Annotated in this window: 21 protein-coding genes and 1 pseudogene; 6 read left to right on the top strand and 16 right to left on the bottom strand. The window is 71.0% G+C overall.

Features of this window, described 5'->3' with window-relative positions; translation table 11 throughout:
* A pseudogene (locus JJI54_RS26240) lies at positions 1-107 on the top strand (IS5/IS1182 family transposase); the annotation flags it as partial.
* Positions 108-116: 9 nt separating this feature from the next.
* Here JJI54_RS26240 and JJI54_RS26235 read toward each other — a convergent pair.
* From JJI54_RS26235 to JJI54_RS26205, 7 genes are all read right to left on the bottom strand, one after another.
* Positions 117-1061, bottom strand: a complete 945-nt coding sequence (locus JJI54_RS26235; protein WP_203076363.1) for a pirin family protein — start codon at positions 1059-1061, stop codon at positions 117-119.
* Positions 1062-1118: 57 nt separating this feature from the next.
* Positions 1119-1586, bottom strand: coding sequence for a transcription elongation factor GreB (gene greB, locus JJI54_RS26230; protein WP_456305617.1), 468 nt, complete (start codon positions 1584-1586; stop codon positions 1119-1121).
* Positions 1587-1653: 67 nt separating this feature from the next.
* Positions 1654-2490 (bottom strand): inositol monophosphatase family protein, encoded by an 837-nt coding sequence (locus JJI54_RS26225; protein ID WP_203076361.1) that lies wholly within the window; start codon positions 2488-2490, stop codon positions 1654-1656.
* Positions 2491-2494: 4 nt separating this feature from the next.
* The gene (hflX, locus tag JJI54_RS26220) at positions 2495-3781 is read right to left on the bottom strand and encodes a GTPase HflX (protein ID WP_203076383.1); all 1287 of its coding nucleotides are present in this window, start codon (positions 3779-3781) and stop codon (positions 2495-2497) included.
* Positions 3782-3827: 46 nt separating this feature from the next.
* Positions 3828-4166 (bottom strand): RNA chaperone Hfq, encoded by a 339-nt coding sequence (hfq, locus tag JJI54_RS26215; protein ID WP_203076360.1) that lies wholly within the window; start codon positions 4164-4166, stop codon positions 3828-3830.
* Positions 4167-4234: 68 nt separating this feature from the next.
* On the bottom strand, positions 4235-4900 hold the full coding sequence (locus JJI54_RS26210) for an HAD family hydrolase (RefSeq protein ID WP_203076359.1): 666 nt from the start codon (positions 4898-4900) through the stop codon (positions 4235-4237).
* The gene (locus JJI54_RS26205; protein WP_203076358.1) at positions 4900-5772 is read right to left on the bottom strand and encodes a D-amino-acid transaminase; all 873 of its coding nucleotides are present in this window, start codon (positions 5770-5772) and stop codon (positions 4900-4902) included. Before JJI54_RS26205 ends, JJI54_RS26210 begins: the two co-directional genes overlap by 1 nt.
* Before the next feature lie 222 nt (positions 5773-5994).
* On the opposite strand from JJI54_RS26205, the gene JJI54_RS26200 reads away from it, so the two are divergent.
* On the top strand, positions 5995-10446 hold the full coding sequence (locus tag JJI54_RS26200; protein ID WP_203076357.1) for an FG-GAP-like repeat-containing protein: 4452 nt from the start codon (positions 5995-5997) through the stop codon (positions 10444-10446).
* Positions 10447-10458: 12 nt separating this feature from the next.
* Here JJI54_RS26200 and ntrX read toward each other — a convergent pair whose 3' ends face one another.
* From ntrX to dusB, 5 genes are all read right to left on the bottom strand, one after another.
* Entirely contained in the window at positions 10459-11877 is a 1419-nt protein-coding gene (gene ntrX / locus JJI54_RS26195; protein ID WP_203076356.1) for a nitrogen assimilation response regulator NtrX, read from the bottom strand.
* Positions 11867-14137, bottom strand: coding sequence for a sensor histidine kinase NtrY-like (locus JJI54_RS26190; protein ID WP_203076355.1), 2271 nt, complete (start codon positions 14135-14137; stop codon positions 11867-11869). The genes ntrX and JJI54_RS26190 overlap by 11 nt, the downstream gene beginning before the upstream one ends.
* Positions 14138-14380: 243 nt before the next feature.
* Positions 14381-15841 carry a nitrogen regulation protein NR(I) gene (gene ntrC, locus JJI54_RS26185; RefSeq protein ID WP_203076354.1) on the bottom strand — a complete coding sequence of 487 codons (1461 nt, stop codon included), beginning with the start codon at positions 15839-15841 and terminating at the stop codon, positions 14381-14383.
* Between the two features lie 45 nt (positions 15842-15886).
* A complete protein-coding gene (locus tag JJI54_RS26180; RefSeq protein WP_226382135.1) occupies positions 15887-16990 on the bottom strand; it encodes a two-component system sensor histidine kinase NtrB in 1104 nt (367 codons plus the stop codon).
* Between the two features lie 50 nt (positions 16991-17040).
* A complete protein-coding gene (gene dusB / locus JJI54_RS26175) occupies positions 17041-18114 on the bottom strand; it encodes a tRNA dihydrouridine synthase DusB (RefSeq protein ID WP_203076381.1) in 1074 nt (357 codons plus the stop codon).
* A 147-nt stretch (positions 18115-18261) separates the two neighbouring features.
* Here dusB and JJI54_RS26170 point away from each other — a divergent pair, with 147 nt between their 5' ends.
* Positions 18262-19407, top strand: coding sequence for a bifunctional 2-C-methyl-D-erythritol 4-phosphate cytidylyltransferase/2-C-methyl-D-erythritol 2,4-cyclodiphosphate synthase (locus JJI54_RS26170; protein ID WP_203076380.1), 1146 nt, complete (start codon positions 18262-18264; stop codon positions 19405-19407).
* A 375-nt stretch (positions 19408-19782) separates the two neighbouring features.
* Here the strand turns inward: JJI54_RS26170 and JJI54_RS26165 are convergent, their stop codons facing one another.
* From JJI54_RS26165 to JJI54_RS26155, 3 genes are read right to left on the bottom strand one after another with little or no spacing between them, the layout of a single operon-like run.
* A complete protein-coding gene (locus JJI54_RS26165; RefSeq protein ID WP_203076353.1) occupies positions 19783-20946 on the bottom strand; it encodes an acetyl-CoA acetyltransferase in 1164 nt (387 codons plus the stop codon).
* A 37-nt stretch (positions 20947-20983) separates the two neighbouring features.
* Complete coding sequence (locus JJI54_RS26160) at positions 20984-21784, bottom strand: enoyl-CoA hydratase/isomerase family protein (protein WP_203076352.1); 801 nt, start codon at positions 21782-21784, stop codon at positions 20984-20986.
* Positions 21781-22794 (bottom strand): succinylglutamate desuccinylase/aspartoacylase family protein, encoded by a 1014-nt coding sequence (locus JJI54_RS26155; protein ID WP_203076351.1) that lies wholly within the window; start codon positions 22792-22794, stop codon positions 21781-21783. Before JJI54_RS26155 ends, JJI54_RS26160 begins: the two co-directional genes overlap by 4 nt.
* Positions 22795-22958: 164 nt before the next feature.
* On the opposite strand from JJI54_RS26155, the gene JJI54_RS26150 reads away from it, so the two are divergent.
* The 3 genes from JJI54_RS26150 to JJI54_RS26140 are packed head-to-tail and all read left to right on the top strand — an operon-like array spanning position 22959 to position 25113.
* Positions 22959-23405: a BPSL0067 family protein gene (locus JJI54_RS26150; RefSeq protein ID WP_203076350.1), complete on the top strand. Its 447-nt coding sequence runs from the start codon at positions 22959-22961 to the stop codon at positions 23403-23405.
* On the top strand, positions 23386-23739 hold the full coding sequence (locus JJI54_RS26145) for an STY0301 family protein (protein WP_203076349.1): 354 nt from the start codon (positions 23386-23388) through the stop codon (positions 23737-23739). Before JJI54_RS26150 ends, JJI54_RS26145 begins: the two co-directional genes overlap by 20 nt.
* Positions 23740-23790: 51 nt before the next feature.
* Positions 23791-25113 carry a DUF2254 domain-containing protein gene (locus JJI54_RS26140; RefSeq protein WP_318987587.1) on the top strand — a complete coding sequence of 441 codons (1323 nt, stop codon included), beginning with the start codon at positions 23791-23793 and terminating at the stop codon, positions 25111-25113.
* A 192-nt stretch (positions 25114-25305) separates the two neighbouring features.
* Here JJI54_RS26140 and JJI54_RS26135 read toward each other — a convergent pair whose 3' ends face one another.
* Positions 25306-26022 (bottom strand): imm11 family protein, encoded by a 717-nt coding sequence (locus JJI54_RS26135; protein ID WP_203076347.1) that lies wholly within the window; start codon positions 26020-26022, stop codon positions 25306-25308.
* Between the last annotated feature and the right edge of the window lie 13 nt (positions 26023-26035).

The following is a 26035-nucleotide window of genomic DNA, read 5'->3' as shown; positions in this document are numbered from 1 at the left end:
GCCTCAAGGACTGGCGCCGCATCGCCACCCGCTACGACCGATGCCCCACCATCTTCTTCGGCGCCGTCACACTCGCCGCCATCGTCATCTTCTGGCTCGGCCAATGAGTCCTGAGCCTAGCTGGTCGGGGCGCCCTCTCCAGCGCGGACCACGCGCTTCTCCGGCAGCGGGATCCATTCCGACTCGCCCGGCACCGGGGCGTTGAAGCGGTCCCGCGCCCAGTCCTGCTTCGCCTGCTCGATCCGGTCGCGGGAGGAGGAGACGAAGTTCCAGTAGAGGAAGCGCGGCCCGTCCATGGTCGCGCCGCCCAGCAGCAGCAGCCTGGCGCCCTGCGGCCCCGCCTTCAGCGCCATGCGGTCGCCGGGGCGGAACACCAGCATGCGGCCCGCCTCGAAGACCTGGCCGGCCACATCCACCGATCCGGTCATGACATAGGCCGCCCGCTCCTCGTGATGGTCCGGCATCGGCACCACCGCGCCCGGGGCCAGCACGGCGTCGGCGTAGAACAGCTCGGACAGCACCTGCACCGGCGCCGCCATGCCCCAGCCCGTGCCGGCGATCAGCCGCAGCGTCGCGCCCGCATCCTCCGCCACCGGCAGGCTGCCCACGCCATGGTGGCGGAAATCCGGCCGGGTTTCCTCATGCGCCTTCGGCAGCGCGACCCAGGACTGGATCCCGGCCAGCTTGTGCGGCGCGGCGCGGCGGGCGGCCGCGGTGCGTTCGGAATGCACGATCCCCTGCCCCGCGGTCATCCAGTTCACGTCGCCCGGCGCGATCGACATCTCCGTCCCCAGGCTGTCCCGGTGCTGGATCTCGCCCTCGAACAGGTAGGTGACGGTGGACAGCCCGATATGCGGGTGCGGGCGGACATCGACGCCCGTGCCGGTCAGGAACTCGCCGGGGCCCATCTGGTCGAAGAAGATGAAGGGGCCGACCATCTGGCGTTCCTTCGCCGGCAGCGCGCGCCGGACCTCGAAGCCGCCGATGTCATGCGTGCGGGGCAGCAGCACCGTCTCCAGCCCCGGGGGCAGCGGATCGGTCGGATCGGTGGTCACGGACATGGCGGTCTCTCCTGCGCGTCGCAGCAGAGCATGGCGATGCGGGGCCGCGGGCGCGAATCACGCCGGCGGATAAGCGATATCCACCACCTCGATCTCCTCCGTGCCGGCGGGCGTGCGGAGCTTGCGGGTATCCCCCACCTTCGCCCCCAGCAGCGCGCGCGCCACCGGCGCGACCCAGGAGATGCGGCCCCGCGCGCTGTCGGCCTCATCCACCCCGACGATGGTGATCGTCACCTCCGCATCGTCGGAGGCGCGGGCATAGGTGACGGTGGCGCCGAAGAAGACCTGGTCCCGCCGCGCCTGCGCCGCGGGGTCCACCACCTGCACGCGTTCCAGCCGCTTCCGCAGGAAGCGCACGCGCCCATCGATCTGCCGCAGGCGCCGCTTGCCGTACTGGTAGTCCGCATTCTCGCTGCGATCGCCGAGGCCCGCGGCCCAGGAGACCACCTCCACCACCTTGGGCCGCTCCTCCTCCCACAGCTTCCGCAGCTCCTCCCGCAGCGCCGCGGCGCCGGCGGGGGTCATGTAGAAGGGGGTACCGGGAGGAAGACCGGGCGGGCCGTCCTCCTCCTCCTCGTCATCCTCGGCCAAGTCAGTCCTCGCCGAGCAGCGCCGCGCGGGCTTCGTGCCAGGAGGCCTCGTCCGGCGCGCAGATCAGCCCGCCCGTCACGTGGTGGCTGGCCTCATAGGCGCTGCCGTCGAAATGCGCGGCGTATCCGCCCGCTTCCCGGTGGATCAGCCAGCCCGGCGCGTGGTCCCAGGGCATCAGCTTGTTGTAGACCAGCAGATGCGCGTGGCCGCCCGCCGCCAGCCGGTATTCATGCGCCGCGCAGCGGAAGTTCAGCGTGCCGGCCAGCCGCGGCAGGCGGGAGACGACCTGCGCCTTCAGCGCCGGCGGCATGAAGCCCCAGGAAACGGCGGCGACCATCCGCCCCACCGGCACCGGCGCCGCGACGGACAGCGCGCCGAGCCGCGCGCCGGCGCCATCCTCCACCCAGGCCCCCTCGCCCCGCACCGCGAGGCAGGTGTCGTCGCCCAGCGGATCATGGATCCAGCCCGCCACCACCTCCCCCTTCACGAAGGCGGCCGCCATGCAGCCGAAAAGGGGGACGCCGGCCGCGAAATTGGCGGTGCCATCGACGGGATCGACGACGAAGGCGAGCTCGGCGTCGCGCAGCCTGCCGAGCAGGCTGGCATCGGCCGCCGTCCCTTCCTCCCCCACCACGACGCAGCCGGGGAAGAGGCGGGAGAGACCGGCCTCGATCACCCGTTCCGCCGCCTCATCGGCCTCCGTCACCAGGTCGAGCGGCCCGGACTTGGTGCGGACCGCATCGGGCGCCAGCTTCCGGAAGCGCGGCATGATCTCGGCGCGGGAGGCGTCGCGCAGCAGCGCCGCGACGGCGCTGGCCGTCTTCGCGTCGAACCGCATGGCCTCAGCCCCCCCGCTGGTCGAAGCGCGCGCGATCGGCGGGGGAGAGGCGGACGCGGAGGCGGATCGCCTCCTCCCCGTCCTGGCGCTCCAGCACCTCCCCATGCTCATGCAGCCAGGCGAGGCTCGCGCCATCGGCGGGGGAGATCGCGTAGTCCACCACCTCCATCCCCGCCGCCATGCGTTCGTCCAGCGCCGCGCGCAGCGCTTCCAGCCCGTCGCCGGTCAGCGCGGAGACGGCGATGGCGCCGGGAATCCCCGGCACCGCATCCACCCCGCCCATCAGGTCCGCCTTGTTCAGCACCTCCACGACGCGCGATGGCCAGGCCTCGTCCATGGTGGGGTGGTCGCCCTCCGCCATCTCCGTCAGCACGCCCAGCACATCGGCGCGCTGCGCGGCGGTCTCGGGATGGGCGGCGTCGCGGACATGCAGGATGACGTCGGCCGCCGCCACCTCCTCCAGCGTCGCGCGGAAGGCTTCCACCAGCTGCGTCGGCAGGTCGGAGATGAAGCCGACCGTGTCGGAGAGGATCACGGTGCGGCCCGAGGGCAGCCGGATCGCGCGCATGGTGGGGTCGAGCGTCGCGAAGAGCTGGTCCTGCGCATAGACGCCGGCGCCGGTCAGCGCGTTGAACAGCGTCGACTTGCCGGCATTGGTGTAGCCGACCAGCGCGACCACCGGGTAGGGCACGCGCGACCGCGCGCTGCGATGCAGGCCGCGCGTGCGGCGGACCTGCTCCAGCTCCTTCTTCAGGCGCACGATGCGTTCGTCGATCAGGCGGCGGTCGATCTCGATCTGGCTTTCGCCGGGACCGCCGAGGAAGCCGAAGCCGCCGCGCTGCCGCTCGAGGTGGGTCCAGGACCGCACCAGGCGCGTGCGCTGGTAGGAGAGGTGCGCGAGTTCCACCTGCAGCGCGCCTTCCTTGGTGGCGGCACGCTCCCCGAAGATCTCCAGGATCAGGCCCGTGCGGTCGATGACCTTGGTTTCCCAGGCGCGTTCCAGGTTGCGCTGCTGCACGGGCGACAGCGCGGCATCGACGATGACGACGGTAACGCCATGGCGTTCGCAGGCTTCCTTCACCGTCGCGACCTGGCCCTCCCCCAGCAGAGTGGAAGGCCTGGCGGCGCGCAACGGCAGCACCGCGGAATGCACGATGGTCAGGCCGATGGAGGCGGCGAGGCCCACGGCCTCCGCCAGCTTGGCATCGGCGGCGCGGCTGGAATCGCCACGCCCGAACCGTTCGAAAGGAAGGATGACGGCGGCCCGGGTCGGGCCACCATGCGTATCGATGCCGCCGGGGCCGCGTTGCTGCGTCCCCGGGGCCGGGCCAGCGGGCCTAGTCGCGCGATCCGACAGGATTCACCTCTCGTCCCAGGGTCAGGCGGCCTTCACGGGCGGGCGCGGCCGGCGCGCCCTCCGGGGCCGCGGCGCCGGCGCCAGCCGCCGTCGCATCGAACAGCATGATCGGCGCGCCCGGCATCACGGTGGAGATGGCGTGCTTGTAGACCAGCTGCGTGTGTCCGTCCCGGCGCAGCAGGACGGAGAAGTTGTCAAACCAGGTGATGATCCCCTGCAGCTTGACGCCGTTGACCAGGAAGATCGTCACAGGGGTCTTCGATTTGCGAACGTGGTTCAGGAACACGTCCTGCACGTTCTGGGACTTCTCGGCGGCCACGGAGGGTCGGTCCTTCTTGTTGTTGGCCTGGGCAGCACGAGGCCACCGGCAGAGCCTGGGGAGGACCCCTACTTTCCCCCAGCGGCAGGCCCGATGGCAAGCCGCGAGAGTGCATCGGCCAGCGCATGGCCGTCATCGAATTGTTCGTCGGGCGAGGCAGCCATGACGCCACCGTCATGTCCGGCCCGCCCCAGCAGCACCGCCCGGCATCCTGCCGCCCGCGCCGCCTGCATGTCGAGCACCGTGTCACCGATGTACCAGACATGGGGGCCGGGCTCGACGCCGCAAGCCCGCAGCGCCATCAGCAGAGGCGCCGCGGCGGGCTTGTCGGCCGCCGCATCCCCGGCACCGACCAGGCTGGCGAAGAGCGGCGCCCAGCCGAGATGCGCGGCCTCCGCCCGCAACAGTGGCCCCTGCTTGTTGGAGACGACGCCCTGCGGGCCGAGCGCCGCCGCGGCGCGGAGTGCCGCTTCCGCCCCGGGCATGGGGGTCAGAACCTCCAGGTGGCAGGCCCGCACGGCGCCGTAGAAGATGTCGCGCGCCCTTTCCCACTCCGCCCCGAACATGCCGGGGAAGGTGTCCCGCAGCGAACCGCGGACGCGGGCCAGCACCGTCTCCCGGTCCCATTCCGGCATGCCGAAGGCGCGGAAGGTGACATTCAGCCCATGTTCGATGGCCGCCCAGCCATCGACCAGCGTGTTGTCCCAGTCCCAGAGAATCGCGCGCGGCCGCATCACGCGGCGTTCTTCACATCGCCCTTCACATGGCGCGCGAAGATATCGAAGAGGCGGCGCACCACCGGGCCCACCTTGCCGTCGCCGACCGGCGCGCCATCGATCTTCGTGATCGGCTTCACGAAGGAGGTCGCGGAGGTGATGAAGGCCTCCCTCGCCCGCTTCACGTCGTCCACGGAAAACTCACGCTGGTCATAGGGCAGGCCGAGCTGGTCCAGCTCCTTCATCAGCGCGGCGCGGGTGCAGCCGGGCAGGATGACGTGGTCGAGGTGCCGGGTGCGGATGGCGCCGTGCTCGTCCACGATCCAGAAGGTGGTGGCGGCGCCTTCGGTCACCATGCCCGTCGCCTCGTCGAACAGGATCGCCTCGATCGCGCCCTGTTCGCGGGCGGCCTGGCGGGCCAGGCAGTTCGGCAGCAGGTTCACGGACTTGATGTCCCGCCGCGCCCAGCGCAGGTCCGGCAAGGTGATGGCGCTGGCCTGCCAGCGATCGATGTCGGTCGGATAGGGCGGGATGCGGCGGATGGTGACGACCAGCGCCGGCGGCACCGGCTTCGAGGGGAAGGCATGGTCTCGGCGGGACACGCCGCGCGTGACCTGCATGTAGAGCAGCCCCTCCGTCACCCGGTTCCGCTGCGCCACTTCCCGCAGCACCATGGACAGCGCGGCGCGCGACATCGGCATGGGCAGCGCGATCTCCCGCAAGGACCGTTCGAGGCGCGCCAGGTGCAGATCCTCGTCGATGTAGCGGCCCTCGTGCAGGTGCACGACCTCGTAGATGCCATCCCCGAACTGGTAGCCGCGATCCTCGATGTTCACCGAGGCCTCCGACTGCGGGAGGTAGCGGCCGTTGACATAGGCGATCTTGGACATGGCGGGCGGTGGCCTTCGGGGTGGCGGTCGGTCGGGGGAGAATACCCCTGCCGAGCCACTCGGCGGAAGGGTGGCGCCGGCGGGTGGCGTCAACCGAGCGGCGGAAACCAAAATCGCCCGATCTGGCCATGAGGCGTTTTGTTCTGGTTACAGAATGCCACCGTTGCCAGTACCCTGCCTTCGACTGGCTGGCGATTTTGCCGGGCGGAGAGGATGCCGCCCGTGAAATTGCTCAACCTGCAGCCGTTTTCCTATCTCAGTGAGAAGCTGGCGAACGCAGCGCCGCAACTCCTCACTGGCGCCGTCGATTTCGTGGCCGAGGGCAGCAGCTTCGGCGGGGGGCGGATTTCCGTCTCCGGACTTCGCCCGGAGGATCGGATCTCGATCCGCGGTTCGGGCGACAATTCCATCGGCTTCGACGGTACGACTGTCACCTATGCGGGCACCGGCATCGGAACGGCCAGCGGTGGCCAGGGCAACACCTTCACCGTCGCGCTGAGTGCGAACGCCTCCGAGGCCGCGGTGGATGCGCTGATCGAGGCGCTGACCTACGCCACGCCCAGCGACACGCCAGGCAGGCAGCGGACGCTGACGATCAGCGTGGTCGATTCGGCCGGCCATGCCCTCGCGTCGCCGAGCTTCAACACGGCGATCCCGTACACCCTCGCCAACTTCGATGTCGGGAACTGGAGCAAGCCTGTCTTCGTCGATTTCAACGGCGATGGGTTGCTCGACCTCGTCTCCGGCACCTTCACCGGCATGTTCCGAGCCTTCGCGCGCTCCGGGAGCGATTTCGTCGAACTGGTCGGCTCGCCAAATCCGTTCTTCGGCCTGGATGTCGGCGCGGTTTCGGCGCCCGCATTCATCGACTTCAGCGGGGATGGGGTGCTCGACCTGGTCTCTGGCGAGTCGCAAGGCGGGCTGCTGGCCTATGCGAGGGTTGGCACGCGCTATGTCCAGGTCACTGGCAGCGCCAACCCCTTCGCCGCCATCGATGTCGGACGGGACAGCACGCCCGCCTTCGTCGACCTCGACGGCGACGGCAGGGCGGACCTCGTGGTGGGCGAGCATTTCACCGGGCTCCACGCCTGGCGCAACACGACGGCAGGCTTCGTGCCCTTCGCGACGAACCCGTTCGCCGGCCTGGCGACAGGGGAATACGCGGCACCCGCCTTCGCTGACCTGGATGGCGACGGGCGCGTGGACATGGTGTCCGGCAACGGGGCGGGCGGGTTGACGGCCTGGCGGAACACGGCAGCCGGGTTCGTCCCGTTCGCCACCAGCCCCTTCGCCGCCATCCAGGTGGGCGACAACAGCGGTCCCGCCTTTGCGGACCTGACCGGCGACGGACGCCTTGACCTCATTGTCGGCGCCGAGAACGGCAGGTTCATCACCCGCGCCAATGCCACGGCCGATGCCACGCGGGTGTTGCTGACGGTGGCTGCGGAGAACGACCTGCCGGTGATCACATCGGCCGCCAGTGTCGGGGTGCCATCCAGGACAACCACCTTTGCCTACCAGGCCGCCGGCCACGACCCCGAGGGCAAGGCGCTGGCCTGGAGCCTGAGCGGCACCGATGCCGCCCTGTTCACCATGAATCCGCTGTCGGGTGTCGTCACCTTCCGGGCGATGCCCGACCTCATGGCGCCTCGGGATGCTGGCAGGGACAATCGCTACGACATCGTGGTCCAGGCATCGGATGGCGAGGTCTCGGCAGGGCGGGCCGTCGTGGTCGGCGTGATCCCGATCTACAACAGCCTCCAGGGCTACGCCGCCAGCGGGAACGCCGTCGCCGAATCCAGCACCCGGGCCGTCGATATCGAAATCCTGGTGAAGCGCTTCAGCAGCGACGTGACATTGCCCCTGCCGGCCGCATCCGTTGATTGGGCGGTAGCCGGCACCGGGCTGAACCCGGTCTCCGCCGAGGATTTCGTCACCGCGGCGGCCGTGCTGCCCTCCGGCTCCATCACCTTCGCCGCGGGCGCCGCCAACGCGACAATCCGCCTGTCCCTGCGCAGCGATACGCTCATCGAGAAGACGGAGACGTTCGTCGTCACCTTCTCGAACGCTCTGGGCACAAGACTGGACTTCGACAGGACCGCGATCATCAGCGTCCTGGATGCCGGCGGCCGGGCGCCGACCTCCGGCGGCTTCAGCCCGCCGCCCCTCATCTTCCTCGGCCCTGGTGAGCAGGCGCCCATCATCACCACGGCCGCCGCTCGCTCCGTGGCGGAGAACACAGTCGGCACCGTGGTGACGGGCAGCGCGACCTACCCGGACACGACACTGACCTACACTTGGTCACTCAGCGGGCTCGACGCCGCCCTCTTCGCCGTCGATGCCGCGACGGGCGCGGTCGGCTTCCGTACCGCCCCTGATTTCGAGGCGCCGCGCGATGACGGCATCGACAACATCTACAATTTCTACCTGCAGCTGACGCGACCGGATGGCTCGGTGATCGCCGCCCGGTCGATGGCCGTCACGGTGACCGATGCCATCGAGGCCGCCGCGCTCGCACAACTCGCTCCCGCCATCACCTTCGCCGAGAACACCGTGAACGCCGCGCCGCGGCTCTTTGCCACCGGTGCCGTTTTCACGGCTGGGGATGCGCTCGCGGGCGGCCATCTCCTCGTCTCTGGCCTGCTGGCGGAGGACCGGGCGACGGTCCTGACCCAGGGTAACGGACCCGGCCAGATCGGCCTCGCCGGCAAGGTGGTGAGCTATGGCGGCGTTGACATCGCCATCGTGACAGGTGGCGAGGGCACGGACCTCACCGTGACCTTCGGCGGCGCCGTGACGCCGGACGCCGTGCAGGCACTCATCCGCCGCCTGGCCTTTGGCAATGCCAGCGATACGCCGGCGCTCAACCGCACGCTTTCCATCGATGTCGTGGACGGCGCTGGCCATGCGCTGGCGGCCCCCGCGACCACGGAGGTGGTGGTGCGGCCGTCCAACGAGGCCGCGGGAGGCAGCCTCGACATCGTGATGGATGATGGCGACCTGCGCGCCGTCTCCTCGCTGACGGACAGCGAGGGCATGGGCGCGATCAGCTACCGCTGGCAGTCGCAGGCCGGCGGCGTCTGGGCGGATATCGCGGGCGCGGTCGGGGCCACCCTGACGCCTGCCGCCGGCGCGGTGGTGCGCGTGGTGGCGGCCTACACGGACGGCTCCGGCAAGGCGGAGCAGGTATCCTCCGCCACCATCGCCCGGAACGGCACGGGCGGCGCCGATGCGCTGGGGGGCACCGGCCGGCCGGACCTCATCCTGGGCGGGGAAGGCTCGGATACCTTGGCGGGCAGCGCCGGGGACGACACGATCATGGGCGGTCCTGGCCATGACGTGCTGAACGGCGGCCTGGGCCATGACTGGATGGCCGGCGGCACAGGCAACGACACGTACTACCTGCGCGATGCCGGCGACGTGGTGGTGGAAGCCGCCGGCGAGGGGCTGGACCACGTCGTCTCCGCCATCGACTGGACGCTGGACGAGCATGTGGAGAAGCTGTCGCTGTCCGGCACCGCCGACCTGTCCGGCATCGGCAACGCGGCCGCCAACGCCATGGCAGGCAATGCCGGGGACAACATCCTGTCCGGCAGGGGCGGTGCCGATACGCTGGGCGGCGGTGCGGGCGCCGACACGCTGATCGGCGGCGAGGGCGAGGACGCCTTCCTGGTGACGCGTGGCGATGATGTCGTCTTCGATCTCGGCGCTGGCGGGGCGGATGCGGTCCGCGTTTCCGCCGGTGCGTCGATGCGAGCCTCTGTCGTGAACGACTGGACGGCGACCGCGGCCACCAGAAATGCCGGAACGGCCTCGATCGACGCGCAGGGCCATGCGGTCAACCTGGCCGCGGCGCGCGGCGGCGTGGGCTGGTCGATCAGCAATGAGGGCCATGACGAGGCCGTCTGGCTCACCGGCTCCCTCCGCGCCGACACGCTGCGTGGCGGCCATGGCGAAGACACGCTGACAGGCGGCCTTGGCGCGGACCGCTTCGTCATCGATAGCGGCCGCGACACCGTCACCGACCTCGGCCGCGGCGGGCCGGATGTGGTGCAGGTGGCCCTGGGGGCGGAGATGTTCGCCATCATCGGCGCCAGCTGGACCGCCACCGCGGCCAGCAGCAACGAGGGCGGCGCCGCGATCTACGCCAATGGCTTCCACGTCGACCTCTCGGCCACGACAGGCAGCGTGGGCTGGACCGTCCTCAACCAGAGCGTCGCCACCGCCGTGCGGCTGACGGGATCGGGGCAGGATGACCGACTGACCGGCGGCGATGGCGGGGACATCCTCCTCGGCGGCGATGGTGACGACCTGCTCCTGGGCCTGGAGGGACGTGACCGGCTGTCGGGTGGCGCGGGGGCCGATGTCTTCCTCTATCGCGCAGCCGCGGAAGGTGGCGACGTCATCATGGATTTCGCCGCTGGCGAGGATCGCATCATGCTCATGGCCGACGGTTTCGGTGGCGGGCTGGCGGCAGGGATGGATCCCGCGGCCGGCCATCGGTTCGTGGCCGGCGGCGCGGCAACGCAGGGCTTCGGCCAGTTCCTGTGGGATGCCCGCGCGCTGGCGCTCTACTGGGACGCGGACGGGACCGGCGCCGCTTCCCGCCAGGTCGTCGCCCGCTTCCAGAGCGATCCGGGCCTGACGGCCGCGGACCTCACGATCATCGCCTGACGCGGGACCGCGTCAGCCCCCCGCGGCTTGCGCCGCGGGGGGTGCGCGATCCTCGGCATGCACGCCGAGGAACTTCAGCTTCCGGTGCAGCGCGCTGCGCTCCATCCCGACGAAGGAGGCGGTGCGGCTGATGTTGCCGCCGAAGCGCAGCAGCTGGGCTTCCAGGTACTGGCGCTCGAACAGCTCCCGCGCCTCGCGCAGAGGCAGGGTCATGATCTCGCTGGACCGGTCCAGCTTGAGCACCGCCGGCGCGGCGGCGCCGACCTGGGGGGGCAGCATGTCCGGGCGGATGGGGTCCCTCGCCTCCCCCGGCGCCATGATCAGCAGCCAGTCGATGAGGTTGCGCAGCTCCCGCACATTGCCCGGCCATTCATAGGCCTGCATCGCGGCCAGCGCGTCCTCGCTCAGTTCGCGCGGCGCCATGCCGGAGGTCTCCCCGGAGCGCGCCATGAAGTGGCGGGCGAGTGCCGGGATATCCTCCCGCCGCTCCCGCAGCGGCGGGATCTTCAGCGGCACGACGGCAAGACGGTAGTAGAGGTCCTCCCGGAACCGCCCGGCCGCGATCTCCGCCTGCAGGTCGCGGTTGGTCGTGGCGATGACCCGCACATCCACCGTCACCCGCTGGGCGCCGCCCATACGAACAAAACCCTGTTCCTGCAGGGCGCGGACGATCTTGCCCTGGGTTTCCAGCGGCATGTCCGCCACCTCGTCCAGCAGCAGCGTGCCGCCATGGGCGCGTTCCAGCACGCCGGCGCGGCGCGGCTGGGCGGAGGGATCGGCGCCGGCCTCCACGCCGAACAGCTCCTCCTCGAACCGCGCGGGCGCGAGGGTGGCGCAGTTCAGCGCGACGAAGGGGCCGTCGCTGCGGCGGGACCGGGCGTGCAGCATGCGCGCCGCCACTTCCTTGCCGGCGCCGGCGGGTCCCGTGATCAGCACGCGGGATCCGGTGGGCGCCACGCGTTCCAGCGCGCCGCGCAGCTGCGTGAGCGGCGCGGAGATGCCGACGAGTTCCGTCTCGCCGCCCGCGCGCAGGCGAAGCTCGCTGTTCTCCCGCTGCAGCCGCGCCGCTTCCAGGGCGCGGGAGACGACGAGCAGCAGGCGGTCGGACTTGAAGGGCTTCTCGATGAAATCGTAGGCGCCGTTCTGGATGGCCTGGACCGCGGTCTCGATCGTGCCGTGGCCGCTGATCATCACGCAGGGGACGCGCGGTTCCTCCCCATGCAGGGCGGCCAGGATGCCGAGGCCGTCGAGGCGCGAGTTCTGCAGCCAGATGTCGAGGATGACGAGGGAGGGCCGCCGCGCGCGGAAGGCGGCGATGGCCTGGTCCGAATTGGCGGCCTGGCGGGTCTCGTAGCCCTCGTCGGAGAGGATGCCCTCGATGAGGGCGCGGATGTCCGGCTCGTCGTCGACGATCAGGATCTCATGCGCCATGATCTGCCCGCCCCATCGCCGTACCCATCACCGAGCCCATCGCGGGCCTTTCCCCTTGTGCCATTGCCGGGCCGGCCGCTTCCTTGCCCGCCAGGGGCAGGATCAGCAGGGCCCGCGCGCCCTCGCCATCCGGCCGGTCCTCCAGGGCCAGGCGGCCGCCATGGTCCTCCATGATCTTCTTCACGATGGCAAGGCCAAGCCCCGTTCCTTTCGCCTTGTGCGTGACATAGGGCTCGGTCAACCGCGCGCGCTCCTCGCCATCGGGCAGGCCGATCCCGTTGTCGTCGACGACGACGCCGATACCATCCTCGAACGAGTCGAGCCTTATCGCGATGGCGCCGCGCTCCCCCTCCGCCCTCGGGGCGGAGGCGACGGCATCGGCGGCGTTCTGCAGCAGGTTGGTCAGCGCCTGGCCGATCAGGCGGCGGTCCATGGGCAGGCGGGGCAGGCCGTCCGGGATGGCGGTGGTGTAGTCGATCTCGGGGTGCGCGGCCTTCTGCAGCACCAGCGCTTCCCGCACCACCTGGCCCAGATCCTCCGGCCGGATCACGGGCTGGGGCATGCGGGCGAAGGCGGAGAACTCGTCCACCATCCGGCCGATGTCGCCGACCTGGCGGACGATGGTGTCCGTCAGGCTGCGGAAGGTCTCGGGATCGCTCGCGATCTCCTTGAGATACTTGCGCTTCAGCCGTTCGGCCGAGAGCTGGATCGGCGTCAGCGGGTTCTTGATCTCATGCGCGATGCGCCGCGCCACATCGGCCCAGGCGGCCTTGCGCTGGGCGGATTGCAGTTCCGTGATGTCGTCGAAGGTCAGCACATAGCCGGTGACGCGCCCGGCCTGGGTCTCCGCGCCGATGCGGGCGATCAGGCTGCGGCGGCGCGCGGGCGGGCCGATGGGCAGTTCGGCCGTGCGCGGGCGTTCCGGGTTGGCGCGGGCTTCCTGCACCAGCTCCGCGAATTCCGGCGCCACGCGGGCCATGGGCAGGCCGATCCCGGCATCGAGATCGACGCCCAGCAATTCGCTGGCGCTTCGGTTGGGCAGGTTGATCCGCCCCTCCGCATCCAGCCCGACCACCCCGGCCGAGACGCCGGAGAGCACGGTTTCCGTGAAGCGGCGGCGTTCGTCGATCTGGCGGTAGGCTTCCATCAACTCCCCGCGCTGGGCGGAAAGCTGGCTGGTCATGCGGTTGAAGGCGCGGCTGAGGCTGGCGAGTTCGTCATCCGCCGTCCCCTCCTCCACCCGCGTCGCCAGATCGCCGGCGCGGACCCGTTCGGCGGCGTTGATGAGGCGGGAGATCGGCCGCGCCATCTGGTTGGCGAAAACGAGGCCCACCAGCACCGCGGCCAGCAGCACCAGCAGCGCGGCGCAGGCGAAGATCAGCGCGAAGGTGATCTGCAGGCTGCCGCGGTTGCGGTCCAGCTGGTCATAATCCTGGAAGGCGAGTTCCGTGCGCCGCATGTGTTCCAGCACGCCGGCATCCAGCGGCCTGCCGATCAGCAGCAGCAGCCCGGGCTGGACATCGAGGCTGGCCAGCGCCCGGACCCGCGCATCGTTCTCGGCGGGCACCACCGCGACCTCCCCCTGGCGCACCGTCTCCATCGCCCAGGCGGGCGGGGGTTCGATGACGCTGCCGGGGCTGAAGCCGGCGGCGGCGATGACGCGGCCGAGCGTCGGTTCGAAGATCACCGCCTCCGTCAGGCCGCGGATGCTGGCCTGGGTCGCCAGCAGGCGTTCGAAGGCGGGCGGGTTGTCCGGCAGGAAGACCGCCGCGGCGCGGTTGAGGTCCGCCGCCATGGCCAGCGCATCCACCCGGATCTCGTCCCGGTGCTGGTCGAGCCAGGCGCGGGAGGCGACGAGGGAGGCTTCCAGCGTCGATCGCACGCGGTCGCTGAACCAGGCCTGGATGCCGAGGTTGAAGAAGATGGCGGCGAAGGCGGCGACGATCAGCGCGGGCACCACGGCGACGCCGCCGAACAGCATCACGAGCCGCACATGCAGCCTGGCCCCCGCGCTGCCGCGCCGGCGTTCGGCCCAGACGCGCACCAGCCGGGTGGCCAGCGAGGCCGCCAGCATCAGCAGCACGCCGGCATTGGCCAGCACGACGAAGACGATCTGGCCCGGGCGCGTCGGGCCGAAGGGGGATCCGCCGGCCAGCAGGATGAAGGTGGCCAGCCCCAGCAGCACGGCCGTGATGGCCAGGCCGAGCGTCATCGCCCGGCCGAAGAAGAAGTCACCGATGCGGCGCCAGCGCGTTGCCATCCTGCCTGCCCGTTCCCTGCGCCGGGGTTAGCCCGCGCTGTGGCATTTTAGCAACTGTGCTGATTCGGGCCATGCCGGGAGGGCAGGCCCGTTCATCTGGAAGTCGGACCCGGCATTTAGGACATTTAGCCGTTTAAGCGCTTTTAGTGCGATTCCGCGGGGTGCCCGGCGGGGCAAGGCTTCGCCCGCGACCGCCGGAACATAACAGGAACTGCGCGGCGCGCGCCAGCGGTTTCGCGGCCCTCAGGGCAGGCCGCGCACCACCGGCAGATCCAGCTCCCGCAGCTTCTTCCGCAGCGTGTTGCGGTTCAGCCCCAGCATGGCCGCGGCCTTGATCTGGTTGCCGCGCGTGGCGCTGAGCGCCAGCTTCAGCAGCGGCCGCTCCACCTCCGCCAGCACGCGGTCATAGAGGTCCCGGATCGGCATGCCGTCCTTGTGCGCGGACATGAAGCCGGCGAGATGCCGTTCCACCGCCTGTTCCAGCGTCTCCGGCGCGCGGGGGCCTTCCTCGGCGGGGGCGGCGGCCTCCGCGAGTTCGGAGCCCACGGCATCCGCGCCGATCGTCTCCTGCGGGTAGAGCGCCGCCATGCGGCGCATCAGGTTCTCGAGTTCGCGGGCGTTGCCCGGCCAGGAATGCTGCTTGAGCCGGTCCATCGCCCCCTGGTCCAGCTGCTTCTGCGGCAGGCCGGCCGCGCGGGCGCGCTCCAGGAAGTGGCGGGCCAGCAGGGGGATGTCCTCCAGCCGCTCGCGCAGCGGCGGCAGGCGGATGGGGACGACGTTGAGGCGGTAGAAGAGGTCCTCGCGGAACATGCCGCCGCGGATGGCCTGGCGCAGGTCCCGGTGGGTGGCGGCGACGATGCGGACATTGGCCTTGATGGGCTGGCGGCCGCCGACGGTGGTGAACTCGCCTTCCTGCAGCACGCGCAGCAGGCGGGTCTGGGCCTCCGGCGGCATGTCGCCGATCTCGTCGAGGAAGAGCGTGCCGCCGGCGGCCTGCTCGAAGCGCCCGACGCCGCGGTTCAGCGCGCCGGTGAAGGCGCCGCGTTCATGGCCGAACAGCTCGGATTCGATCAGCTCTCGGGGGATGGCCGCCATGTTGATGGCGACGAAGGGGCCGCCGCGGCGGCGGCCGTAGTCGTGCAGCGCGCGGGCCACCAGTTCCTTGCCGGTGCCCGACTCGCCCGTGATCATCACCGTGAGGTCGGTGGTCGTGAGCCGCGCGACGGTGCGGTAGATCTCCTGCATCGCGGCGCTGCGGCCGACGAGTGGCAGGCGTTCCTCGGGTTCGTCGGATTCCGTCGTCTCCGCCGTGGTGGGCGCGGAGAGCGCCCGGCCGACGACGGCCAGCAATTCCTTCAGGTCGAAGGGCTTGGGCAGGTAGTCGAAGGCGCCGCGCTGGGTGGCCTTCAGCGCGGTGGAGAAGGTGGATTGCGCCGACATCACCACCACGCGCAGGTCCGGGCGGATGCGGCGGATGCGGGGCACCAGGTCCAGCCCGTTCTCATCCGGCATGATGACGTCGGTGATGACCAGGTCGCCCTCCCCATCCTCCACCCAGCGCCAGAGCGTGGCGGCGGAGGAGGTGGCGCGGACATGGTAGCCGGACCGGCCAAGGGCCTGGGACAGCACGGTGCGGATCGCCCGGTCGTCATCCGCGACCAGGATGGTCCGGGTCGTGGCCGATACGGTCGCGGCGTCAGTCATGGAAGGCTCCCATCAGGCTCGGCCCCATCAGGCTCGGCGGAGGCATCAGGACTTGCTCGCCCCCTGGCGTGACGCCGGGGGCGGCGCGGGCAGGGACAGGCGGAAGGAGGTGCGGCCCGGGCGGCTGTCGCATTCGATCAGCGATCCCTGGTCCGCCACGAGCTTGGCCACCAGCGCGAGGCCAAGACCCTGCCCGCCCCGCTTGGTGGTGACGAAGGGCTCGAACAGCGTGGCGCGGATGGCCTCCGGGATGCCCGGGCCATTGTCCCGCACGATGACCTGCAGCGGCAGGTGGACGCGTTCCAGGCTGCCCGGCACGGCGATGCGGACGCCATGGTGGTAGGCGGTGGCCAGCAGGATCTCACCGTCTTTCGGATCAACGGCTTCGGCGGCGTTCTTCACCAGGTTCAGCAGGATCTGCACCAGCAGATCCCGGTTGCCCCAGACCGGCGGCAGGCTGGGGTCGTATTCCTGGTGGACCTTCAGATGGGCCGCGAAGCCGGACAGCGCGATGCGCCGCACATGGTCCAGCACCTCATGGATATTGACCGGCGCCTGCTCCACCGGGCGGTCGGAGAACATGTCCATCCGCTCCACCAGGTTGCGGATGCGGTCCACCTCGTCCTGGATCAGCAGGCAGAGTTCGCGGTCGCCCTCATTGGCCCCCTGTTCGAGGAGCTGGGCGGCGCCGCGGATGCCGGAAAGCGGGTTCTTGACCTCATGAGCGAGCATGGCGGCCATGGCGGAGGCGCCGCGGGCCGCGCCCCGGAAATTCAGTTGCCGGTCAAGCATCTGCGCGGTGGAGCCGTCCTGGAAGGTGAGGACGATGCCCCCCGCGATCTCCGGGAAGGGCGCGGCCTGGGCGGCGACGCCGAAGCGGCGCAGCCGCGGGCTTTCCAGCACCAGGTCATGGTCGGAGACGGGGCTGTCATGCGCCCGGACCTGCGCCAGCACGCCGAAGAGCCGGTTGTCCTGCGGCAGCAGGTCCCGCAGCGACTGGGCGCGGAGCGAGGCGGCGGAGAGCTGAAAGAAAAGCTCAGCGGCGGGGTTGGCGAAGAGGAAGCGGTCCTCCGCATCCAGCACCACGGCGGCGATGGGAAGCGCGCCGAGGATGGCGGTGGATTCCGGCAGGGGCGCCTCCCCGGGCAGGCTGCCGGAGAGGCGGAGGGCACGCGCGGCGCGGGACAGGGCGGAGGTCCTCACGCCGCCAGCCGCTCATCATCGGGGGCGGTGGGCCGGGCGGGCTGCACGCCGCGTTCGATCAGCGGTTCGTAGAAGCGCTGCATCAGGGCGAGCACGGCCTCCACCGTATCCGTGCGGTTCACTTCCGCCCGGAACTCAGCCGAACCCGGCAGGCCCTTGGAATACCAGGAGACATGCTTGCGCGCGAGGCGCATGCCGGGATCCCTGCCATGATGCTCCAGCATCGCCGCGTAATGCGCGAGAAGCGTTGCATATTGCTCGGCCAGGGAGGGGTCGGGCCGCAGCACGCCGGTGGCCAGGTAGTCCGCCACCTGCTTCGGCAGCCAGGGCCGGCCGTAGCAGCCGCGGCCGATCATCACGCCATCGGCGTTGGACTGGCGCAGCGCCTCCGCCGCGTGTTCCGGCGTCAGGATATCGCCATTGACGATGACGGGGATGGAGACGGCGGCCTTCACCGTGGCGACGAAGGCCCAGTCCGCGGTGCCGTTGTAGAACATCTGCCGGGTGCGGCCATGCACCGTGACCAGGCGGATCCCGCATTCCTCCGCGATCCGGGCCAGCTTCGGGGCATTGAGGGAGTTGTGGTCCCAGCCCATGCGCATCTTGAGCGTGACGGGCACCGGGACCGCCTTCACCACCGCTTCCAGGATGCGGGCGGCGCCGATCTCGTCCTTCATCAGGGCGGAGCCGGCGGATTGGCCGAGCGCCACCTTCTTCACCGGGCAGCCGAAATTGATGTCCACGATCGCGGCGCCATGGCCGACGACGAGCTTCGCGGCTTCCGCCATCACGGCGGGGTCGCAGCCCGCGAGCTGGACGGAGGAGGGGCCGCCGAAGCCATCGACCTCCACCATCTTCAGGGTGGTCCGGTTCTCCCGCACCATGGCGTTGGAGGCGATCATCTCGCTGACCACCAGGCCGGTGCCCTGGGCACGGGCCAGGCGGCGGAAGGGCAGGTCCGTGACGCCGGACATGGGGGCGAGGACGACCGGCACATCGATGACGGCGCCGCCGAGGTCGATCGGGCGCAGCATCGGGCCGGTCCAGGCCCCCTGGGAAGCGGTGTGCATGCTCATGATTTGGGCAGGGTATCGTTAGATTGACCCTTGGGCAATGCGCAGAGCGGCCTGGCGGGGGTTCCTGCTGAAAAATCCAGCAATGGCGATGGGTTGGGGGGTCGGCTGGGCGGCGCCCCGGGGCTGGGCTAGACCTTGCGCATGCGATGCGTGGCGCTGCTGATGGCAGCGGGCAGCGGCAGCCGCTTCGGCGCGCCGCTTCCCAAGCAATACTCGATCCTGGCGGGCAGGCCCGTCATCCGCCATGCGGCGGAGGCCCTGCTGCGGGAGGGCGGCATCGATGCGCTGCTGCCGGTCTGCGCCCCCGACATGATGGCGACGGTGGCGGCGGCGCTGGAGGGCCTGCCCTGCCTGCCGCCCGTGGCCGGCGGCGCGACCCGCCAGGCCAGCGTGCGGGCGGGGCTGGAGGCGCTGGCCGCCGATCCGCCGGGCCTCGTCATGGTGCATGACGCGGCCCGGCCCGTGGTGCCCCCGGGTACCGTGGCGGCGCTGCGGGCGGCGCTGGCGGCCCATCCCGGCGCCATCCCGGCCCAGCCGGTGAGCGACACGCTGAAGCGCGGCGAGGCGGGGCGGATCCTGGAGACGGTGCCGCGCGCCGGGCTGTTCCGCGCCCAGACGCCCCAGGCCTTCCGCTTCGGCGCGCTGCTGGCGGCGCATCGGGACGCGGCGGCGGAGGCGACGGATGACGCGCAACTGCTGGAGGCCGCGGGGCTGGCGGTGGCGCTGGTGCCGGGGCACGAGTCGAATGTGAAGATCACCTGGCCGGAGGACCTGGCCCGGATGGAGGCGATGATGAACGCCACGATGATCCCGCGCGTCGGCACGGGCTTCGACGTGCACCGGATCGTGGAAGGCCGGCCCATGGTGCTGTGCGGCGTGGTGGTGCCGGGGCCGCTGGGGCTGGACGGGCATTCGGACGCCGATGTCGGCATCCACGCGCTCTGCGACGCCATCTATGGCGCGCTGGCGGAGGGCGATATCGGGCGGTGGTTCCCGCCTTCCGACAACCAGTACAAGGACGCCGACAGCGCGCGCTTCCTGGTGCATGCCGCCGGGCGGATCGCGGCGCGGGGCGGCGTGCTGGCCAATGCCGATGTCACGCTGATCTGCGAACGGCCGAAGATCACCCCCCATGCGACGGCGATGCGGGAGCGGCTGGCCGGGCTGCTGGGCGTGCCGGTGGACCGGGTTTCCGTGAAGGCGACGACGACGGAGCGGCTGGGCTTCGCGGGGCGCGGCGAGGGCATCGCGGCGCAGGCGGCGGTTTCGGTGCTGGTGCCGGGCTGAGGCGGGCCGGCCCGGATCACTGCCGCGTGAGCGGGCATTCCCGCATGTGCTTCGCATAGTGGTTCGCATTTTGGGAATCCCGGGGCGGGCGCCGAAAAGGCGGGCAGGGCCGCGGCGGGTGCCTCGGGCGGGGTTTTCGGCGACTGGCCCAGCGATTTCGCGCGGAACGGGCCGGAAAGGCGGGCCAGTTGGCCGCCCGGGCGCGGGCCAAAAAAAATGGGCCGGTCCTTTCGGACCAGCCCAAGGCAAGGTTGAGGAAGGCTAAGCTGCCAGGGCGGACAGGGCCGCCACATGACGAGGGGGATAGAGCAACCCCCGTGCCAGAGCCTGGCAGCCATCGCCCAGGCGGCAGGGCGAGCGGCCCGGGAGGGGTGGCTAGACCCGTTCCAGGATGGAGCAGTAGTTCGCCACCGCCGCGCCGCCCATGTTGAAGACGCCGGCGCGATCCGCCTTGGGCAGCTGCATGTCGCCGGCCTGGCCGGTGAGCTGCATGGCCGCCAGGACGTGCATCGAGACCCCGGTGGCACCAATGGGGTGGCCCTTGGACTTGAGGCCGCCGGAGGGGTTCACGGGCAGGCGGCCATCCTTGGCGGTCCAGCCCTCCAGCGCCGCGCGCGCCCCCTGCCCTTCCGGCGCCAGGCCCATCGCCTCGTATTCGATGAGCTCGGCGACCGTGAAGCAGTCATGCGTCTCGACGAAGTTGAGGTCGGAGAGGCTGAGCTGCGCGTCCGCCAGCGCGCGGGACCAGGCGGCGCGGGCGCCCTCGAAGCGGATGATGTCGCGGGATGCGATGGGCATCATGTCGGTGGCGTGGACGGCGGCGCGGAAGCGGACGGCCTTCTGCATGGACCGCGCAGTTTCCTCGTCGGTCAGGATCAGGGCGGCGGCGCCGTCGCTGACCAGGCTGCAATCGGTGCGCTTCAGCGGCGGCGCGACGAAGGGGTTCTTCTCCGACTCAGCGCGGCAGAAGGCGAAGCCGAGGTCCTTGCGCATCTGGGCATAGGGGTTGGCGACGCCGTTCCGGTGGTTCTTGGCGGCGATGGCGGCCAGCGCGTCGGACTGGTCGCCATGGCGCTGGAAATAGGCCTCCGCGATGCGGCCGAAGACGCCGGCGAAGCCCGCGGGGATGTCGCCTTCGGTGCGGCGGTGGGAGGCGCTGAGCAGGATCTCGCCCACCTGGGCGCCGGGGGTGGCCGTCATCTTCTCCGCCCCCACCACCAGGGCGAAGCGGCCGCGCTTCGCGGCGAGGAAGTCCATGGCGCCATGGATCGCGGCGGTGCCGGTGGCGCAGGCGTTCTCGTAGCGCGTCGTCGGCTTGAAGCGGAGTTCGGGGATGGTCTGGAGCAGGAGGGAGGCGAAGAAATCCTGCTTGGTGAAGCCGCCATTGAAGACGCCGACGAAGGCGCCGTCCACGTCATCGGCCTCGATGCCCGCATCCTCGATCGCCGCGCGGGCGACGCGGCCGAAGAGGCTTTCGATGTCGGGGTCTTCCAGCTTGCCGAATTGGGTATGGGCCCAGCCGACGATGCAGGCGGTCATGGCGGTGTCTCCTCGATGGGGGCCAGTATAACGCCGGTCAGGCGGCGGGGGACCAGGAGGGCTTGCGGCGTTCCTTGAAGCTGGCGATCCCCTCCTTCGCCTCGGGATCGGCGGCGCGGCGGGCGAAGGCCTGGGCGCCGGCCTCGGCATAGGCCTCCGTCGCCACGGGGCCGAGGGCGGCGAGCAGGGCCTTGGTTTCCGCGAGCGCGCCGGGGGCGCCTTCGAGGATGTCGGCGATCACGCGGGAAAGCTCCGCTTCCAGCGCGGCGGCGTCGGGGAGGACCTGGTGGACCAGGCCGGTGCGCGCGGCCTCCGCGGCGTCCAGCACATGGCCCTGCAGGCAGATGCGCGTCGCCTCGCTGCGGCCCATGCGGCGGACCAGCCAGGGGAGGATCTGGGCGGGCACCAGGCCGCGACGGACCTCGGGGGCGGAGAAGCGGGCATCCGCGGAGGCGAGGGCGATATCGGCGGCGGTGACCAGGCCGAGGCCGCCCGCGAAGGCGGAGCCCTGGATGGCGGCGATGACGACCTGCGGCAATTCGGAGATGGCGGCGAAGCGCTGGCCGGTGGCGCGGTTGCGGGCCTGCTGGCGGGCGAGCTTGGTGGCGGGGTCCTCCGGCGCGCCGACCTCCGTCAAATCGAGCCCCGCGCAGAAATGGCCGCCGGCGCCGGTGAGGACCACGACGCGGATGGCGGTGTCGGCGCGGAGTTCGGCGAGCAGTTCATCGAGGCGCGCGACCAGCGCCTCGCTCATCGCGTTGCGGCGATGCGGGCGGTTGAGGGTGATGCGCATCACGGGCCCGTCGCGGGTGGCCAGGACGGGGGTCTCGTCAGTCACAGGGCAGTCTCCGTGCCGAGGTGGAAGAGGCAATCGCCGCGGGCCGTCATGCCGGGCCAGCGCTTCACCAGGACGACGCCGTCGATGGCGAAATGGACGGGCGTGGGGTCGCGCCAGGGCGTCTCGGTGTGGTGGATGAGGCCGGCGATTTGGCCCCGCGCGACGGTGTCGCCGGGCTCGGCGAGGGGCTGGAAGACGCCGGGGTCGGGCGCGAAGACGTAGTAGTCGGGCCCGCCGAGGTCGAGGATGCGGGTCGGCGGGCGGGGCGGGCCGGCGTCCCAGTCGAGGTCGCAGACACCGAGATGGCGGAGGGCGCCGGCGACGCCGCGCTCGGCCACGCGGATCGCCGCTGGCCCCGCATGGCCGCCGCCGCCGAGTTCGGTACCGAGATGCAGCACGCCGGCGCGATAGGCGGTGTCGGAGAGGGTGCGGCCGCCATTGGTGCCGGGCTGCACGATGTAGGAGAGCGGCGCGCCGAAGGCTTTCAATAGCGCCAGCGCTTGCGCGAACCGCGCGGGGTCGTCGCCGCGGCGGATGAGGGCGGAGGGCGCGTAGATCAGCGAGGATCCGCCGGAATGGAGGTCCAGCACGGCGTCGCAGCGGGGCAGCAGGTCCTCCGTGATGTGGAAGGCGATCTGCTGCGTGATGGTGCCGAGCGGGTCGCCGGGGAAGAGGCGGTTGAGGTTGCCGCCATCGATGGGGCTGGTGCGCAGCCCCGCGTGGGCGGCGGGGAAGTTGGCGGCGGGGAGGATGATGAGGCGGCCCGTCACCTGGCTCGGCGCGACCTCCCGCAGCAGGCGGCCGGCGACGATCTGGCCTTCGTATTCATCGCCATGGTTGCCGGCGACGATCATCACCGTAGGGCCGGGGGCGCCCACGATCACGCCGATCGGGATGGGGATGAAGCCATAGGCGCTGGCATGGGTGGAATGCGGCAGGCGGAGGAAGCCGTGGCGCTTGCCGGGGGCGTCGAGGTCGATCTCGCAGGACAGGGTGCTGCGCGTGGTCATTGGTTCCCCTTGGCGGTTTCCCCCGTGCCGGCGCAGGGTCGGGCGGGCGGGCGATGGGGTCAAGCCGGGGGAATGGGCCTGGACAGAGCGGGGGAAAAACGATGCCATCACGGGGTCAGGTCCCTGCCCCTCCCCATGCGGATCCATCCCAGGAGTGGTCGCCCATGCCGTTCATCGCCACCGGCTACACGAAGAACCTGAACGCCCCGGTGGGGAAGTGGGTCTGCACGCGGACCTCGCCCCTCAAGCCCTATGACACGGTGCCGCCGCTGGCGAAGCGGAGCGGGCCGGATTTCTGCGGGCAATGCGTGTCCTTCGTGACGCGCGCCTGCTCCACCCTGCCGGTCAGCACGGCGCAGTGGAAGAAGGGCGCGCTGGTGAAGGAGGCGACGGAGATCGCGGACGGAACCGTGATCGCGACCTTCAACGCGCAGGGCCGCTACGAAGGGCACGCCGCCATCTTCGTGAAGAAGGACACCCAGGGCATCCATGTCTATGACCAGTGGGTCACCGGGACGAACCCCAAGGCGATCGGCCCGCGCCTCATCCGCTGGACCGGGACCGGCGTGTCCAACCGCGGGGATGGCTTCCATGTCGTGGAGCCGCTGTAGGCGCCTGGCCGCCGCGCTGCCGCTGGCGGCGTCGCTGGCCGCGCCGGCCGTGGCGCAGGCCCCCTCCGCCTGCCCGGCCCGCGCGGGCGATCCGGTGCAGGCCATCGACGTCTTCGATGGGCCGCCGGCCGACCTGGCCTATCTGATGCCGGATGGCAGGCGGGCGGGGGCGAGCGTCTTCACCCTCGGCCCGATCTATGCCGAGGGGCGCACCGTCACCATCCGCTGCAAGTACCGCAGCGGGGCGGCCACGGATGTCGAACTCGCCGCGCGGGTGGAGGCCTGCACGGCGCGGCAGGAGCCTTCCGGCAACGTCGCGGTGGCCTGCCGGTAGCGCGCCTCGCCCGCCGGCGCCCTCCCGCTTTGGCCGCGGTGAACCGGCGCCGTGCCGGGCCGTTGCGGCCCCCGGGTGGCGCGGGGGAGCGGCGGGGTGACGGCGGCGCGGTTGCGGCAAGGGTGGGCGGATCTCCGCGCCGCCTTCTGGCTTCGCCCCGCGGTGATGACCGCGTCGGCCATCCTGCTGGCGCAGGCGCTGGTGCGGCTGGAGGGCGCGGTCACCCTGCCCGCCGGGCTCGATGACCTGGTCTATGGCGGCGCCGCGGCGGGGGCGCGGGACGTGCTGGGGGTGCTGGCGAGCGCGACCATCGGGGTGGCGGGGACCACCTTCTCCATCACCGTGGCGGCGCTGACGCTGGCGTCGAACCAGATGGGGCCGCGGCTGCTGCGCAACTTCACCAGCGATGCGGGCAACCAGTATGCGCTGGGCGCGCTGGTCGCGACCTTCGCCTTTTCGCTGGTGGCGCTGCGGTCGGTGCATGAGGGGGATGGCGGCGGCTTCGTGCCGCAGCTCGCCGTCTCCGTCGGGCTGCTGATGGGGTTCGGCTGCATCGGCGTGCTGATCTGGTTCCTGCACCATGTCGCGGCCTCCATCAGCGTGGACCGGGTGGTGGCGCTGGTGGCGGCGGAGCTTGACCAGGCCCTGGACAAGGCCTGCGGGGATGGGGCGGGCCCCGGGGCGGCGCCCGGGCCCGCGCCCGATGCCGCGCCGCTGCGCGCGCCGGGCAGCGGCTACCTGCGGGTGCTGGACGATGCGTCCCTGGCGGATTGGGCCGCGGGCTGCGGGGCTGTGCTGCACCTCGACGTGCGGGCGGGCGGGTTCGTGCTGCCGGGCAGCGTCGTGGGGCGGGTCAGCCCGCCGGGGATACGGGAGGAGGCGCAGGCGGCGCTGGCGGAGGCGATGGTGCTCGGCCAGGCCCGGAGCGTGGAGCAGGACCTGGAATACGCCGTGCGGCAGCTGGTGGAAATCGCGTTGCGCGCGCTGTCACCGGGCATCAACGATCCCTTCACCGCCATCGGCGTGCTGGACCGGCTGGGCGCGACGCTGGCCGGGCTGGCGGGGCGGCACCTGCCCGATGGGGTATTCCCGCGCGACGGCACCGTGCGGCTGGTGCGGCCGGCGACGGATTACGCGGGCCTGGCCGATGCGATGTTCCACATGCTGCGCCAGGCTGCCTCGGGCCAGCCCGCGGTGATGATCCGGATGCTGGAGGTGCTGGCGGCGGTGGCAGCGGTGGAGCCGGATTCCGGGCGCCGCGCGGTGCTGGCGCGGCATGCCGATCTGGCCGCGGCCGCGGCACTGCGCGGCACGCGGGATGCTTCCGCGCGGCGCGCCATTCGGGATCGACTGGCAAGTGTGATAAGGGACTGACGCTTTCGCGCGCGCTTGCGTGACGTGTGCAGGGCGGCGGTGTCCGCTCGCATCGGATGCGGGCCGCGTGGACGATCGCATGGAGCGACGCAGCGAAACGCTCGATGATCGGCCAAGCCTCGGGAATGTGGGTCACCGCCTCGTCGCCAGCAATCGGCAACAGCGACAGGGGACGTCGCGTGATGGTCAGCCTCAGAACGTCGTCGTGGAGGGGTCTCGCCAACGCAATCGTCGCGACAGTCGCTGCTTCCGGTAGGCCTTGAACACGACATCAGACACGAAGATCGAGTAACGCTCGACGTGATCCCTGAATATGCGCGCCGTCGCGGGGATATCCTTGCGCAGGATGTACGGACGCCGGATGTCGGGTTGATACCGTCGGGAGCCCGGCAGGCCGGCGATTGTGACGACTGTGAGGTTCATGGCCTCCGCGTCGATGGCGGGTGCCCGCAGGGTGGCATCGACGAAGGCGTATTCACCCGCCGGCACGATGTGACCGCCCTTCAACTCGACCTCGATCGGCAAGATGTCGATCCCATCGGGCTGCCATTCGCGCAGGAACTCCGCCAGCGACCGCGAGCAGATGATCCAGCTTGGGCCAGCGAAGTAGGTCGCTTGGCCGAGCTTGGAGGCCTCGGTATACGCCACGCGAAAGCGTGGCGGCGGGCGGCCCTTGAAATAGCCGAAGCCCCTGCCGGCGCCGTAGAGACTCCCGACGTCAGGAGTCACGCCGGACACCGGGTCCATGACCTGCTCATGTTGGGGGTCATTCACCCAATCGATGCCTCGCCAGCGGTAGTTGGCACTGGCATTCAGCACCCAGTACCCACATTGCGTGATGTTCCTTGCGCGCCGCACCTGCGCGAGCCAATCGCGACCTGGGTCGGCTGGCCGGCGCTGATCGATCATGCGGCTCCCATCG

The sequence above is a fragment of the Falsiroseomonas ponticola genome (assembly GCF_016805305.1).
In the GTDB taxonomy this organism is placed as follows: Bacteria; Pseudomonadota; Alphaproteobacteria; order Acetobacterales; family Acetobacteraceae; genus Falsiroseomonas; species Falsiroseomonas ponticola.
The sequence above is the reverse complement of the archived record's forward strand: the minus strand, read 5'-3'. Positions and strand labels throughout refer to the sequence as shown.